14 protein-coding genes and 1 tRNA gene are annotated in these 13,496 nt (G+C 60.4%); 6 read left to right on the top strand and 9 right to left on the bottom strand.

Annotation, left to right across the window (positions count from 1 at the left end; translation table 11 throughout):
• Window positions 1-16 precede the first annotated feature (16 nt).
• A complete protein-coding gene (locus ACN9MZ_RS15360; protein WP_426337860.1) occupies window positions 17-466 on the top strand; it encodes a cupin domain-containing protein in 450 nt (149 codons plus the stop codon).
• A 148-nt stretch (window positions 467-614) separates the two neighbouring features.
• Here the strand turns inward: ACN9MZ_RS15360 and ACN9MZ_RS15355 are convergent.
• The 4 genes from ACN9MZ_RS15355 to ACN9MZ_RS15340 form a co-directional block, all read right to left on the bottom strand.
• Window positions 615-689: transfer RNA gene (locus ACN9MZ_RS15355), tRNA-Val, on the bottom strand.
• A gap of 12 nt (window positions 690-701) precedes the next feature.
• Window positions 702-1,403: a DNA polymerase III subunit epsilon gene (gene dnaQ / locus ACN9MZ_RS15350; protein WP_426337859.1), complete on the bottom strand. Its 702-nt coding sequence runs from the start codon at window positions 1,401-1,403 to the stop codon at window positions 702-704.
• Window positions 1,404-1,448: 45 nt separating this feature from the next.
• Window positions 1,449-1,889, bottom strand: a complete 441-nt coding sequence (gene rnhA, locus ACN9MZ_RS15345) for a ribonuclease HI (RefSeq protein WP_426161436.1) — start codon at window positions 1,887-1,889, stop codon at window positions 1,449-1,451.
• Entirely contained in the window at window positions 1,882-2,661 is a 780-nt protein-coding gene (locus tag ACN9MZ_RS15340; protein ID WP_426337858.1) for a class I SAM-dependent methyltransferase, read from the bottom strand. Before ACN9MZ_RS15340 ends, rnhA begins: the two co-directional genes overlap by 8 nt.
• A 20-nt stretch (window positions 2,662-2,681) precedes the next feature.
• On the opposite strand from ACN9MZ_RS15340, the gene gloB reads away from it, so the two are divergent.
• The gene (gene gloB, locus ACN9MZ_RS15335; protein ID WP_426337857.1) at window positions 2,682-3,467 is read left to right on the top strand and encodes a hydroxyacylglutathione hydrolase; all 786 of its coding nucleotides are present in this window, start codon (window positions 2,682-2,684) and stop codon (window positions 3,465-3,467) included.
• A 13-nt stretch (window positions 3,468-3,480) separates the two neighbouring features.
• Window positions 3,481-4,131, top strand: coding sequence for a 2-hydroxychromene-2-carboxylate isomerase (locus tag ACN9MZ_RS15330; RefSeq protein WP_426337856.1), 651 nt, complete (start codon window positions 3,481-3,483; stop codon window positions 4,129-4,131).
• A gap of 40 nt (window positions 4,132-4,171) precedes the next feature.
• On the opposite strand, the gene aceB is transcribed toward ACN9MZ_RS15330, so the two are convergent.
• Window positions 4,172-5,761 (bottom strand): malate synthase A, encoded by a 1,590-nt coding sequence (aceB, locus tag ACN9MZ_RS15325; RefSeq protein WP_426337855.1) that lies wholly within the window; start codon window positions 5,759-5,761, stop codon window positions 4,172-4,174.
• Between the two features lie 124 nt (window positions 5,762-5,885).
• Between aceB and ACN9MZ_RS15320 the strand changes: the two genes are divergently transcribed.
• A complete protein-coding gene (locus tag ACN9MZ_RS15320) occupies window positions 5,886-6,791 on the top strand; it encodes a LysR family transcriptional regulator (RefSeq protein WP_426337854.1) in 906 nt (301 codons plus the stop codon).
• Window positions 6,792-6,900: 109 nt separating this feature from the next.
• Here ACN9MZ_RS15320 and ACN9MZ_RS15315 read toward each other — a convergent pair whose 3' ends face one another.
• The 4 genes from ACN9MZ_RS15315 to ACN9MZ_RS15300 form a co-directional block, all read right to left on the bottom strand.
• Window positions 6,901-7,104, bottom strand: coding sequence for a cold-shock protein (locus tag ACN9MZ_RS15315; RefSeq protein ID WP_028102570.1), 204 nt, complete (start codon window positions 7,102-7,104; stop codon window positions 6,901-6,903).
• 201 nt (window positions 7,105-7,305) lie between these two features.
• Entirely contained in the window at window positions 7,306-7,659 is a 354-nt protein-coding gene (locus ACN9MZ_RS15310) for an Hpt domain-containing protein (protein ID WP_426337853.1), read from the bottom strand.
• Between the two features lie 3 nt (window positions 7,660-7,662).
• The gene (upp, locus tag ACN9MZ_RS15305) at window positions 7,663-8,313 is read right to left on the bottom strand and encodes a uracil phosphoribosyltransferase (RefSeq protein ID WP_426161429.1); all 651 of its coding nucleotides are present in this window, start codon (window positions 8,311-8,313) and stop codon (window positions 7,663-7,665) included.
• Window positions 8,314-8,358: 45 nt separating this feature from the next.
• On the bottom strand, window positions 8,359-10,041 hold the full coding sequence (locus ACN9MZ_RS15300) for an isovaleryl-CoA dehydrogenase (RefSeq protein ID WP_426337852.1): 1,683 nt from the start codon (window positions 10,039-10,041) through the stop codon (window positions 8,359-8,361).
• 246 nt (window positions 10,042-10,287) lie between these two features.
• On the opposite strand from ACN9MZ_RS15300, the gene ACN9MZ_RS15295 reads away from it, so the two are divergent.
• Both ACN9MZ_RS15295 and ACN9MZ_RS15290 read left to right on the top strand, forming a co-directional pair.
• Window positions 10,288-12,021: a putative bifunctional diguanylate cyclase/phosphodiesterase gene (locus tag ACN9MZ_RS15295; RefSeq protein WP_426337851.1), complete on the top strand. Its 1,734-nt coding sequence runs from the start codon at window positions 10,288-10,290 to the stop codon at window positions 12,019-12,021.
• Window positions 12,018-13,496 carry an HDOD domain-containing protein gene (locus tag ACN9MZ_RS15290; RefSeq protein ID WP_426337850.1) on the top strand — a complete coding sequence of 493 codons (1,479 nt, stop codon included), beginning with the start codon at window positions 12,018-12,020 and terminating at the stop codon, window positions 13,494-13,496. The genes ACN9MZ_RS15295 and ACN9MZ_RS15290 overlap by 4 nt, the downstream gene beginning before the upstream one ends.

The following is a 13,496-nucleotide window of genomic DNA, read 5'->3' as shown; positions in this document are numbered from 1 at the left end:
GCTTATTGGAGAACTCATGCATTCAATTTTGAACATCGCTATCGCCGCCGCATCGTTTGCAGCTGTTATCGGTCCGGTGCTCGGAGCACAGCCCTCGACTGCCGAGCAAGTGCAGCCGGAGGACGCACTGCCGACGCCGAAGTTCGACGCCAAGGGCATCGCCCGTACCGAAACCGTGCGTCGTGACTTCGATGGCAACCGCGAAGCAATACAAGTCCGCGTCGACTTCGCCAAGGGTGCGTCTTTTCCCAAGCACTCCCACCCTGGCGTCGAGATCGCCTACGTCCTGAGCGGCGTCATCGAATATGAGATGAACGGCAAGACCTTCCGCCTTAAAGCAGGCGAGTCGCTCTATATTCCGGCTCGCACAGCGCATTCGGCCAAAAATGTTTCGTCCGAAACGACCTCGGAACTGGCCACCTACCTGGTGGAGAAAAATCAGCCGATCGTCATTCTTGACAACTAGGATCCAGCAGGACACCGGTCCTAAGGTATGGCAAGATCCGCAACCTTAGGAGTGCGCAGCCGATAATCGAGTTTTTGCGCTTTTTCGGGACCAAACAAAAAAGGCCTGCGACATGAATTCGCAAGCCTTTGATTTGATTTATGAATCTTGGTGGGAAGTACAAGTTTCGAACTTGTGACCCCTGCAGTGTGAATGCAGTGCTCTACCCCTGAGCTAACCTCCCGAAGTGGCGCTATTATAGACTAGGGTTGCGCCAAACACAAGTTCCCTTGACCGCTTTGTCCAGCCCGTCCAGCAACGCGATGTGCTCGGCCTCTTCCGTTTCACTTGCCCGCAATACGATCACATCGGCCAATGCGATTTCAGCGATGGCGATGCCGCTGGCGCTTTGCTCGATCACGATATCCATGCCCAGGCTGTTCTGGCCACGAGTCATTGCCAAGTAGACATCGGCCAGCAATTCCGCGTCCAGCAGCGCGCCGTGCAGCTTCCGGTGCGCGTTGGAAATGCCGAAGTGTTCGCATAGTGCGTCCAGCGAATTGCGTTTACCCGGACGCATCTCCTTCGCCTGCACCAGGGTGTCGATCACGCCGCTGATGTGGGAATCGAAGGCCGGCAGCTTGAGCATGTTGAACTCGTGGTTCAGGAAGCCAAGGTCAAACGGCGCATTGTGGATGATGACTTCTGCACCCTGGATATACTCACGCAGCTCGTCCACCACTTCATGGAAGCGTGGTTTATCGCGCAGGAACTCGGAGGTCAAGCCGTGCACCGCCAATGCGCCCTCTTCCGAATCGCGCTCTGGATTGATGTAGCGGTGGAAGTTATTCCCGGTCAGCTTACGCTCAAACAGCTCAACGCAGCCAATTTCAATGATTCGGTTACCCTGTTTCGGGTTAATGCCGGTAGTTTCGGTATCGAGGACGATTTGACGCATAAATTCACGAATGTGTTCGTAGCAAGCGGCGAAGTATAGCAGGCCTTATTTGCGGCGGACCGATTCCACGCCCAGGTTGGCCAGCTGATCGGCGCGTTCGTTGCCGGGGTGCCCGTTGTGGCCACGCACCCAGCGCCAGTCGACCGTGTGCACGGCCTGCGCTGCGTCAAGCGCCTGCCACAGGTCGGCATTCTTGACCGGCTCCTTGGTCGAAGTCTTCCAGCCCCGCGCCTTCCAGCCGTGAATCCATTCGCTGATGCCTTTCTGGACGTACTGGCTGTCAGTGTGCAGGACTACTTCGCACGGGCGTTTCAGGGCTTTCAGCGATTCGATCACCGCAGTCAACTCCATGCGGTTGTTGGTGGTATTCAGTTCGCCGCCGAACAGTTCTTTCTTGGCGTCGCCTGCGATCATCAGCGCGCCCCATCCACCGGTGCCGGGATTGCCCTTGCAGGCGCCGTCGGTATAAATCTCTACTTTATCCATCGAGTCTTTCTGTGTGTTTGTTGGTGGCCGGGACGGGCACGCCCGCCTTGGCCGTTTTCTGTTTCCAGGCCGGCCCGATCAGGCGCATGCCTTTCACCCGCTTGATCGCCTGCACCATGTAGACCGCACCGAAATACGGCCAGTATTTGGGGCCGGCGCTGTCCATAAAGTGATAGCGTGCCAGCCAGCGTTCGGTGCGGCAGGCAGGCGCATAGCAGCCCAGGTGCGTGTGGCTGACGCCCATATTCAGCAATTTTAGCCAGTCTTTGATGCGCGGCATGGAGATAAACTCACCGGCCTTGGGCAGATAGTGCGATCCGGTCAGGCGGCCACTTAGCTGGCGCAGCCCCCACAGACTGGCCGGGTTGAAGCCGCAGACGATGACCTGGCCTTCGGGAATCAGCACACGCTCGACTTCGCGCAGCACCTGGTGCGGCTCGGCGGAGAATTCCAGCACGTGCGGCAGCACCACCAGGTCCATGCTGTTGGTGGCGAATGGCAGTTCCACGCTGTCCAGGGTCACCGCTACCGCGCGGCTGCTGCCGGATTGGCGCGGGTGCAGGCGGATGTCGGCCAGCCACTGGTGCGGCATGCGGTTGGCCGCCAGGGCATCCAGCTGCGGCATGCCGATCTGCACCGCGTTGAAACCGAAGATGTCCGCCACCATCTTGTCCAGGCATGCCTGCTCCCAGGCGCGCACGTATGCACCCGGCGGTGTTTCCAGCCATTTGTCGAACGCTATAATGGATTCGTCGGATGTTGCGCTATCCATGCATTCCCTTTACTGAGCCCATGAGCAAACCTGTTTCTGTCCTGACCGTCCCTGCTTTCAGGGATAACTACCTGTGGCTGGTCCACGATGGCCGCAACGCTGCAGCAATCGATCCCGGCGACGCCGCGCCCATCCTGGCCGCACTGCAGGAGCACGGGCTGACACTTACCGCCATTCTACTCACCCATCACCATGCTGACCATATTGGGGGTGTTCCGGGGCTTCTGGCCCACTTCCAGGTGCCCGTTTTCGGCCCCCGCCATGATGGTATCGCAGCCGTGACCGTACCGCTGAGCGAAGGCGACCAGGTTGCCGTTCCAGGACTGGACCTGTCGCTGCGCGTGTTGGATGTGCCGGGCCATACCCTCGGCCATATCGCCTATGTCCGCGATAGTGCCGAGCCATGGGTGTTCTGTGGCGACACCTTGTTCGCCGGCGGTTGCGGGCGCTTGTTTGAAGGCACGCCTGATCAGATGGCCGACTCGCTTGGCAAGCTGGCGGCGCTGCCGGAGGCCACCAAGGTGTTTTGCGCCCATGAATACACGCTGTCCAACCTGCGTTTCGCCAGCGCGGTGGAACCGGAGAATACGGCGCTGCGCGCCCGGGTAGCGGCAGATTCCGCAATGCGCGAACGTGGCTTGCCGACAGTGCCGAGCACCATCGCACTGGAACGTGCCACCAATCCTTTCTTGCGTTATCGTGAGCCCGACATCGCTGCCCAGTTGCGCGAGGCCGGCAAATTGCGTGGCGGTGAGCCACCGGTTGCCGTCTTTGCGGCGCTACGGGAGTGGAAGAACAACTTCTGACCTGAGGAGATTTATGCAAACCGTTCGCATGTACGTTGATCCCATCAGCCCTTTCGTATGGCTGGCCACCAAGCAGATTGCCCGCATCGAGGCGGCGGGGGCGCAGGTTGAAATGGTGCCTGTATTGTTCGCGGCAATGCTGAACAAGCATGGCCTGGTGGGCCCGGCCGAGGTGCCGGCGAAACGTGTATTGACGTTCCGCGACGTGATGCGGCAGGCGTCGGCACAGCGCCTGGAGTTCGTGGGGCCGCCAGGCCATCCGTTCAATCCGTTGCCGATGCTGCGGATGGCGACTGCTATCGCGGGGCGTGCGGAGCGGATCGCATTCGTCACTGCGGTGATGGCGGCAACCTGGGAACAAGGGCAGGATGCGCAGGACTTCGGCGTCCTCGCACGTGTGGCGCGCGATTGCGGGCTGGATGGCGAGGCGCTCGTTGCTGCGGCGGGGACGCCGGAAGTGAAGGCGGAACTGGCGCGTGCAACCGAGCAGGCCATCAATGATGGCATTTTCGGCGTGCCGAGTTTTGTCTATGAGGGGGAGTTGTTCTGGGGCGCGGATCGGATCGACAGCCTGTTGCGCAGGATCGCGGGCCATCGTATCGACGAGGGGCGTTTGCAGGAGTTTCTTGACAGGCCGGCGTTGGCTTCGCGCCAACACCGCTAAAGCTGGGCCCGACCCCAGGGTCAGACCCGGCTTTACCGGTTTAGATCTCTTCGTACAACGGCAGCGTCAGGAACTCTTCGAACGCTTCCGATGTCGACATCTTCTCGAAGATCTGCGCAGCGCGATCGTAGGCTGGGGTGGAGCCATCCGGGGCGGCAGCTTTCACCTTCGGCAGTTCTTCCGGAATCATCGCACGAACCATATCGGCCGTCACCTTGCGGCCGTCTTCCAGCACGCCCTTCGAAGAACGGATCCACTGCCACACCTGCGAACGCGAGATTTCAGCGGTCGCCGCATCTTCCATCAGGTTATGGATCGGCACGCAGCCGTTGCCATTCAGCCAGCTACCCAGGTAGTGGATGCCGACGTTGATGTTGTAGCGCAGGCCAGCTTCAGTAATAGGCGCTTCAGGCTTGAAGTCCAGCAGTTCCGCTGCGGTCACTTGCACGTCCGGACGCTGTTTGGAAATCTGGTTCGGCGCATCGCCCAGTACCTTCTTGAACTCGCCCATGGCCAGCTCCACCAGGCCCGGGTGAGCCACCCAGCCGCCGTCGTAACCGTCGGTCGCATCGCGCGCCTTGTCGTTGCGCACGCCGCCCATGGCCACTTCATTTTTCTCCGGATCGTTCTTGATCGGGATCAGCGCTGCCATGCCGCCAATAGCAGGTGCATTGCGCTTGTGGCAGGTCTTCAGCAGTAGCAGCGCATAGGCGCGCATGAACGGCGAAGTCATGGTGACCTTGGCGCGGTCGGCCAGGCAGAAGTCCTTATCCAGCTTGAATTTCTTGATGCAGCTGAAGATGTAGTCCCAACGGCCGGCGTTCAGGCCCGAGCTGTGCTCGCGCAGTTCGTACAGGATTTCGTCCATTTCGAACGCGGCCAGGATGGTTTCAATCAGCACGGTGGCTTTGATGGTGCCTTGTGGCAGGCCCAGTTCATTCTGGGTCATGACGAAGATGTCGTTCCACAGGCGGGCTTCCAGGTGCGACTCCATCTTCGGCAGGTAGAAGTATGGGCCGGCGCCGCGTGCCAGCTGCTCTTTCGCGTTGTGGATCATGAACAGGGCGAAGTCGAAGATGCCGCCCGAAACACGCTTGCCATCGACGGTCACGTGCTTTTCGTCCAGGTGCCAGCCGCGTGGACGCACCACCAGGGTGGCAGTCTTTTCATTCAGCTTGTAGGATTTGCCGTTCTGTTCGAGCGAGATGGTCTTGCGGACCGCGTCCTGCATATTGATCTGGCCGGAGATCTGGTTGTCCCAATTTGGGGTGTTGGAATCCTCGAAGTCGGTCATGTAGGAGTCCGCACCGGAGTTCAGCGCGTTAATGACCATTTTGCGGTCGACCGGGCCGGTGATCTCCACGCGGCGGCATTCCAGGGCTTTAGGAATCGGCGCGATCTTCCAGTCGCCGTTGCGGATATGGGCGGTTTCGGCCAGGAAGTCCGGGCGCTCGCCTGCATCCAGGCGCTTGGCACGCTCGACGCGCTTGGCCAGCAACTCCTGGCGGCGCGGTTCGAATTCGCGGCTCAGCTTGGCCACCAGGGCCAGCGCTTCCGGGGTCAGCACGCGCTCGAAACCTGGCTTGATTTCTCCTGTGATTTGCATACCTGCTGGCAGAGTGATGCTCATGTTCTTTCTCCGTTAATGATGATTAGTGTTGTGATTCGATGTTTTCCAGTATATTGACTAAAAACATAGAGAAACAAGACTAAAAAGCACTTCATCTGTGCGTTTTAGTCATAAATGAGGTCTTATGGGTCAGTTCAGGCAAATTTCCACCTTTGTAGAAGTGGTCAACCGCGGCAGTCTGTCGGCGGCAGCCCGCGCGGAAGGCATAGCGCCCGCCGTGATCGGTCGCCGCCTCGACGCGCTGGAGCAACGGCTCGGCGTCAAACTGCTCCAGCGTACCACGCGCAAGCTGGCGCTGACGGACGAAGGTGCAGCCTTCCTTGAGGATTGCCAACGCATCCTGGTAGATCTGGAAAGCGCGGAAGCCGCGGTGGCAGAACGCAGCGCGCGCGCCACGGGACACCTGCTCATCTCTGCGCCAGCTGGCTTTGGACGGCTGCATGTGGCGCCCCTTGTCCCCTCCTTTTTAGCGGAGCACCGTGACGTGGCGGTGACATTGAACCTGAACGACCGCGTGGTGGACTTGATTGGGGAAGGAGTGGACGTGGCGATACGCATCGCTTCGATGTCCGACTCGAACCTGGTGAGCGTGAAGCTGGCCGATAACCATCGCGTGGTGGTTGGCACCCCCGCCTATCTCAAGCGCCATGGCGTGCCGAAGACGCTGGACGACCTTGCCAGGCACAACTGCATGACGATCAGCAGCGAAGGCAGCCAGCGCGGCTGGACTTTCCGCGATGGCGATAAGAACGTGACGCTGAAAATTGCGGGGAATATGAGCTGCAACGACGGCGCAGTCTTGCACGATTGGGTCCTGGCGGGCAAAGGCCTGGCCTGGCGTTCAATGTGGGAAGTGGGCGCTGATATTGAAGCAGGACGTTTAAAGCCCGTGCTCAACGAATTTTCGGCGCCAGGAAATGATATTTACGCCGTATTTGCACAAAGGCGGCACCTGCCATTTCGCATCCGCGCCTTCGTCGATTTCCTGCGACACACCTACGCCCAGCCGGGCTACTGGCGCAAGGGCTGAGGCCATGTCGCACTTGGGTGTGCCCCCAGGGAGTGACGCTAACTGGCGTGTAAGGGCGAAAAAAAATCCTCCGATTTGGAGGATTTTTTATCGTTTTGATCCGTCTCGATTACAGAGGCTGGATGTTCGACGCCTGCTTGCCTTTTGGGCCGGAGGTCACGTCGAAGGACACGCGTTGGTTTTCCTGCAGCGACTTGAAGCCGTTGCTTTGGATAGCCGAGAAGTGAGCAAACAGATCTTCGCCGCCTTCATCAGGGGTAATGAAGCCAAAACCCTTTGCGTCGTTGAACCATTTTACGATACCAGTTGCCATTACAATTCCTATTACAGTTAAATGAGCTTTACGCCCGTGATACCGTTTGAACCCAGTCACCTGAATCTAAACGATCCGCCATTATACCGAAATACCCGTTAAAAACACGTCGCGATGAAAATTAATTCGCGTGTGTCAAAGCAGGTCCCGAACATGTATGACTAACTATAGACAAGATTTATCAATCTTGTTTGATAAATATCAATCGTGCGCAGCAATTTTCCCTGCGCCAAAATCGTTGTCGGCCCGGCGCAACAATGCGTGAACGGCAGCTTCAATGCCGAGCCAAGGGGCGCCCGCTTCCATCACGCCGCGCACCATCTGTTCGATGCGGCGCGCTTCGTCGCCAAGCGGGGCCAGGCCGAACGATCCAGCCGAACCGGCCACGCTGTGCAGTGCGTGGTGCAATTGCTCGATGTGGGAAGGAATCAAGTTGTCCTGGCACAACACCAGGGCGTCACGGATTGCCGCCATGCGTTCGGGAACGCTTGCAGCGTATTTGTCGCGCAAGGCTTGCAGCCGGTCCTGGAAGGCGGGATCGACCGGCGCTGCCATGGCTTATTTGGTGCCGAAGATGCGGTCGCCCGCGTCGCCCAGGCCTGGAATGATGTAGGCGTGGTCGTTGAGGTGGGAATCGAGCGACGCGCAGAAGATCTTCACGTTCGGGTGCGACTTCTGGAACACCTCGATGCCTTCCGGTGCCGCCACCAGGGCGAGGAAGATGATCTGGTCGTCGGGAACGCCGCGCTTTTTCAGCACGTCCACCGCGTGCACGGCCGAATTGCCGGTCGCTACCATCGGGTCGCACAGGATGAAGGTGCGGTCGACCAGGTCCGGCAGGCGCACCAGGTATTCCACCGGCTGGTGGGTTTCAGGGTCGCGGAACACGCCGATATGGCCGACGCGCGCCGATGGCACCAGGTTCAGCAGGCCGTCGCTCATGCCCACGCCAGCGCGCAGGATCGGCACCACGGCCAACTTGCGTCCGGCAATTACAGGCGCCTGGATGGTTTGCAGCGGGGTTTCGATTTCGCGCGTGGTCAGCGGCAGGTCACGGGTGATCTCGTAGCCCATCAGCAGCGTGATTTCCTTCAGCAGCTCGCGGAAGGTGCGCGTCGACGTTGCCTTGTCGCGCATATGGCTCAGCTTGTGCTGGATCAGCGGGTGGTCGGTAATGAACAGGTTGGGAAAGCGCGGATCTTGTTTCATGTCAAATAGGAATAAATTCGTTCAATTGCGCGCATTATCCCAGCCTCAGGCGTTTTCCACCAGCGCCCGCTGTAGAATGGCTTCACAGTTAGTTCCCATCGGCAACCGACCGTAAGCGCCGCCCGGCTCGCGTGCCAGGCGGCTGGCAACGAAGGCGGAACTGACGAAGGCCGGTGAGTGGCGCAACAGCAGCCCGGCCTGCACAGCGAGGACGATGCGCTCAGCCAACTGGCGGGCGCCGAACTCGTCTTCTCGGGCTTTGGGCAGGTCCGCCAGCAACTGGCTGGTGAAGCGCACGTACTCGGGGTCGGCATGACTGCCCTCGCCCAGTTCGGCGGCCAGCACTTCCAGTGCCTGGCCGGATTTGGACAGGGCGCGCAGCAGGTCCAGGCACATCACGTTGCCGGAGCCTTCCCAGATCGAGTTCACCGGCAGTTCGCGGTACAGGCGGGCGAGCGAGCTCTCCTCCACATAGCCACTGCCTCCAAGTACTTCCATCGCCTCGGCACCAAAACCGGGCCCGCGCTTGCAGATCCAATATTTGCCGGCTGGCGTCAGCAGCCGCGCAAGCAGCGCTTCCGCAGGATTGTCCATGCGGTCGAAACAGCGCGCCAGTCGCATCGCGAAAACAGTGGCGGCTTCCGACTCCAGCGCCAGGTCGGCCAGCACGTTCTGCATCAGGGGTTGATCCGCCAGCGGCTTGCCGAAGGCGCTGCGACGCCGCGCATGGTGCAGTACCTGGGTCAGCGCGGCGCGCATGATGCCGGCGGTGCCGAGCACGCAGTCAAGGCGCGTGTGATTGCCCATTTCCAGGATAGTCGGCACGCCGCGGCCCAGCGGGCCAAGCAGCCAGCCGTAGGCGCCGGTAAATTCGACTTCGGACGAGGCATTCGACTTGTTGCCAAGCTTCTCCTTCAAGCGCTGCACGCGCACCTGGTTGCGAACGCCATTTGGCAGGAAACGGGGAACGAGGAAGCAGCTCAGGCCTGCATCGCCGGCTTGGGCCAGCACCAGGTGAGCGTCACACTGCGGCGCAGAGAAGAACCATTTGTGGCCGGTCAGGCGATAGACCTGTTCACTGTCGTCGCCGAACAGCGCACGCACTTCTTCTGCAGCCACGCCTTCGGCTTGCGTCGTGTTGGCGCGCAGGTCCGAACCGCCCTGCTTTTCCGTCATGCCCATGCCAATCAACGCGCCGCGTTTTTCGTCAATCGCCAACGGGCTTGGATCGTACACGCGCGACAGGATTTTCGGCAGCCAGCGCGCGGCAAGGCCCGGGCTTTGCCGCAAAGCCGGCACGCTGGCGTAGGTCATGGTGATCGGGCATTGCGCGCCGTTTTCGACTTGCCCGAACAGGATATAGCGCGCCGCACGCGCCACTTGCGCGCCGTGGTGCGGATGCTTGCCTTCCCATGGCGAAGCATGGGCGCCGGCTGCGATCATCAGCTCCATCAGTTTGTGCCAGGCGGGGTGGAACTCGACTTCATCGATCCTGTGCCCTGCGCGGTCGAAGTTCTTCAATACGGGGGGATGTTCGTTGGCCTGCCGCGCCAGTTCCTGCATTTCCGCGGAGCCCAGTTCGGCGCCCAGTTCCATCAACGAAGCAGTGGCGAAAGCTCCGCCTTCGCGCTCCAGCGCTTCGCGCAAGACGGTGTCGCATGTGAACAGGTTGACGTTCACAAACGGGCTTACCTGGTTGAAAACCTCGTGCGTGTCGAAACGGTTCATTTCGCCTCCTCGGCCTGCTATGTAACGCGAGGCTAGCGCAAACTTTCAGCAGTAGCAAGGTTGGCGTAAAAATGAAAGATTGCTTAGTAAAGCATCAAACTTCTCCTGGTTTCATCCAAAACTGATCTGGGGCAACAAATTTCCTAAAAACATAGCCTAATGTTGCTCTTTTTCATGTGAAACATGAGGTTTAAGTGATACATTTCTCACTGGTTTCGACCCGTAGAGAAAGAATCGAGCGCAACAATGCTTTCCAGCTCCCCAACAGTGCCCTTAACGACATCACACCATGAGGCAAACCTCCTGCTAGAGGAAGCGGGTGATGTGGTGTTCAGGCTGAATCTGATGGGTCAAATTCTGTTTGCGAGCCAGCGTGCTGCCAACCTGTTACGCAACGGGCAGGAACTTGAAGGCCAGCCTTTGCTCGCCTTTATCTGTGACCTGGACCATGCGGCGCTGAAGTCCGCGCTTTCCGAATCGGTCCAGGCCCGCGGTGCACACCGCGCCGAAATTCGCCTCAAGACTCCCGAGCAGGAAATCTGGTTTGAACTGCGCGTCAGCAGCTACGCGACGGGCAACAAGGCCTACGAATTATTGGTGGTCGGCCGCGACACGACGGCCCAGCGTGCGATCGAAGAACGCTTGCGCCACATGGCGACCCACGATGGCCTGACCGAACTGCCTAACCGCCTGCTGCTGTCGGATCGCCTGCGCATGACCATCGCCCAGGCGCGCCGCTCGGGACAGGGATTTGCCGTAGCCACCATTGGTCTGGACAGCTTCAAGAAAGTGAATGACGGCCTGGGCCACCCGGTTGGCGACGCCGTCCTGCAAATGGCCGCGGCCCGCTTGCGCAAAACCCTGCGCGATAGCGATACCCTGGCCCGCGTCGGCGGAGATGAATTCGTCGCTGTGCTGCCCGGCACCTACAACGAGGCGCAAATCAGGCTGGTCACCGGCCGCCTGCTTGCCACGCTGCAGTCGCCGTTCGAAGTGGACCAGCACACGATTTACGTCAGCGCCTCGCTCGGCGTGTCGGTCTATCCAGAGCACGCGGAAGACGAAGTGCGCCTGGTCGCCCTGGCCGATGCCGCCATGTCGCGCGCCAAGGAAACCGGCAAAGCCCGCTGCGTGATCTACAGCCAGCGCCAGAGCGGCTCGCCGGAGCACGATATTTCGCTGGAAGCGGCCATGTTCCAGGCTGTGCGCGAGGGCGAATTTCTGTTGTACTACCAGCCTATCGTCAATTCCATCACGCGCGAAATCGAAGGCTTCGAAACCCTGATGCGCTGGAAGCACCCTACCCTCGGCATGGTGCCGCCGGCCCGCTTCATTCCAATTGCGGAAACCAATGGCCTGATCAACCTGCTCGGTGCATGGGCGCTGAAATCGGCTTGTGTGCAGCTGAAGCAGTTCCAGGAAGTGGCCAAACGGCCGCTATACATATCGGTCAATATCAGTCCCCGTCAATTCCGCAACGACAAATTCCTCGATGTGCTCGACGATGCCCTTGCCTTCTCGGGCCTGCCTGGTGAGCAATTGGTGCTGGAGATTACAGAAGGCACGCTGATGATCGATCCGGCCCATGCCGAAACGATCCTTGCCAGGATGGCCGAGCGCCGCGCCCGCATCGCAATCGACGACTTTGGCACCGGCTACTCCTCGCTGTCCTACCTGAAGCGTTTCCCGATTTCCGTGCTGAAGATCGATCGCACCTTCATCCGCGACCTGCCCGGCTCGCAAAAGGACGGCGCCATCTGCAATGCGGTGCTGGACCTGGCCAAGCACCTGGACTTGTCGGTGGTGGCCGAAGGGGTCGAAACCGAAGAACAAATGCACTACGTCGAACAGCGCGGCTGCCAGTATGTCCAGGGCTTTCTCACCGGCCGCCCGATGGCCGCGCACACCGCCATGGCTGCGCTAAAGGAACGCACCTACGCATCGCTGATGACTGAAGAACCGCGGCAGGTGGCCCAATGAACGCCTTGGCCGCACAGACCCTGTCGTCACTTTGGGAGCGCACGCGCCAGCAAGGCGACATGCCTGGCTTTGCGAAAGCCATCACGGCGATTCTGAGCGCAATGCGCGGCGAGGACGACAAGGAGTTCGACATGGCGCGCACCGTGCTGTCGGATCCTGTGCTGACCCAGAAGGTCCTGCGCCTGGCAAACAGCGGCATGTATTCCGCCTTCGGCCAGCAAATCAATACCGTCAGCAAAGCCATGCTGGTGCTGGGCACCGAAGCGATCGGGCACCTGGCCCTGGGCCTGAAGCTGATCGAAGAATTGTCCGTGGTGTCTCCCGATTCCGGAATGGCCCACATTGAAATGGAAAAGGCCGTACTGGCCGGCATCGTCGCACGCGAAGTATCGGCCACCGCGGAAAACCGCCACGGCGAAGAAGCTGTAGTCTGCTCCATGCTGCAGACCCTGGGCCGCATGCTGGTCACGTTCTACATGCCGGAGCGCTGGGCCGCCCTGCAAGACGCCACGGGCGAAGGCAAGGAAGACAGTGCGGCAGTCGAGATGCTGGGCCTGAGCCTGCAGGATATCGGCCGCGCCGCCGCCGTGCATTGGGGCTTGCCTGAAAACCTGCTGTCCGGCATGCGCACCCTGGTGCCGCCTGCCGACGATATGCCGGCCGAACCGCTCGGCCCTGAAGACTGGGTGGCAGGCGTTTCCACCATGTCCTGCATCTGTGCCGGCGCACTGTGGCATGACAGCGAAGAAGGCGCCGCCGAGGTCAAGCGCATCACCGCCCGCTATTCAGCCATGATCGGCGTCAGCACCGACAAACTGGCGCAGGCCATCGAGCAGGCCAAGGTCGTTGCGGCAAGCGACCTCTCGATCGCGCCTTTGTCCAAGCCGGCCGAGCGCCGCGCGAAAGCCCTGGCGCAAACCCGCCAGCGCGTTGCCGGCAACAATATCCTGCTCAGCGGCTTGTCCGATATGCGCGATTCGCTCGACACAGCGAGCCCGGGCCAGATGGTCTCGATCGCGCTGGAAACCGTATTCAAGGGCTTGCAATTCAGCCGTGCCGTGGCGTTCGTGCGCAACCGCCGCGAAAACAAGTACGCGGCGCGCATGTGCCTCGGCGAAGGCGTGCGCGAGCACCTGGACGCCATGCATTTTGCCGATGCCTACGAGCCGAACGTGTTCCACGCCGCCTTGAGCAGCGACCGTGTGATCTTCATTGAAAATGCGGCCGATCCGAAGTTCGCCGCGAAGCTGCCGGCCTGGTGGCGCGATACGCTGAACGATGCGCGCAGCTTCGTGATCCTGCCGCTGTGCTCCAACGGCCAGCCGACCGGCTTCCTGTACGGCGATTGGGACGATTCCTTCCCGGCCATCCATCTCAGCCCGACGGAGTTCTCGCTGCTGAACGACATCCGTTCCATGATCGTGAAGGCGGCCGAGCGCCGCCACCAGGTCGGCAGCGTCAATCGCGCCGCCTGA

Source organism: Pseudoduganella sp. S-14, assembly GCF_049913285.1.
In the GTDB taxonomy this organism is placed as follows: domain Bacteria; phylum Pseudomonadota; class Gammaproteobacteria; order Burkholderiales; family Burkholderiaceae_D; genus Rugamonas.
This window is presented reverse-complemented; position numbering and strand designations above follow the sequence as displayed.

Excerpts from the sequence above, each read along its gene's own strand:
- ACN9MZ_RS15360 (WP_426337860.1), top strand. The coding sequence starts at position 17 with ATGCATTCAATTTTGAACATCGCTATCGCCGCCGCATCGTTTGCAGCT.
- ACN9MZ_RS15320 (WP_426337854.1), top strand. The coding sequence starts at position 5,886 with ATGGGTCAGTTCAGGCAAATTTCCACCTTTGTAGAAGTGGTCAACCGC.
- dnaQ (WP_426337859.1), bottom strand. The coding sequence starts at position 1,403 with ATGCGTCAAATCGTCCTCGATACCGAAACTACCGGCATTAACCCGAAA.
- ACN9MZ_RS15315 (WP_028102570.1), bottom strand. The coding sequence starts at position 7,104 with ATGGCAACTGGTATCGTAAAATGGTTCAACGACGCAAAGGGTTTTGGC.
- ACN9MZ_RS15290 (WP_426337850.1), top strand. The coding sequence starts at position 12,018 with ATGAACGCCTTGGCCGCACAGACCCTGTCGTCACTTTGGGAGCGCACG.
- aceB (WP_426337855.1), bottom strand. The coding sequence starts at position 5,761 with ATGAGCATCACTCTGCCAGCAGGTATGCAAATCACAGGAGAAATCAAG.
- ACN9MZ_RS15295 (WP_426337851.1), top strand. The coding sequence starts at position 10,288 with ATGCTTTCCAGCTCCCCAACAGTGCCCTTAACGACATCACACCATGAG.
- upp (WP_426161429.1), bottom strand. The coding sequence starts at position 8,313 with ATGAAACAAGATCCGCGCTTTCCCAACCTGTTCATTACCGACCACCCG.
- ACN9MZ_RS15300 (WP_426337852.1), bottom strand. The coding sequence starts at position 10,041 with ATGAACCGTTTCGACACGCACGAGGTTTTCAACCAGGTAAGCCCGTTT.
- gloB (WP_426337857.1), top strand. The coding sequence starts at position 2,682 with ATGAGCAAACCTGTTTCTGTCCTGACCGTCCCTGCTTTCAGGGATAAC.
- ACN9MZ_RS15340 (WP_426337858.1), bottom strand. The coding sequence starts at position 2,661 with ATGGATAGCGCAACATCCGACGAATCCATTATAGCGTTCGACAAATGG.
- ACN9MZ_RS15310 (WP_426337853.1), bottom strand. The coding sequence starts at position 7,659 with ATGGCAGCGCCGGTCGATCCCGCCTTCCAGGACCGGCTGCAAGCCTTG.
- rnhA (WP_426161436.1), bottom strand. The coding sequence starts at position 1,889 with ATGGATAAAGTAGAGATTTATACCGACGGCGCCTGCAAGGGCAATCCC.
- ACN9MZ_RS15330 (WP_426337856.1), top strand. The coding sequence starts at position 3,481 with ATGCAAACCGTTCGCATGTACGTTGATCCCATCAGCCCTTTCGTATGG.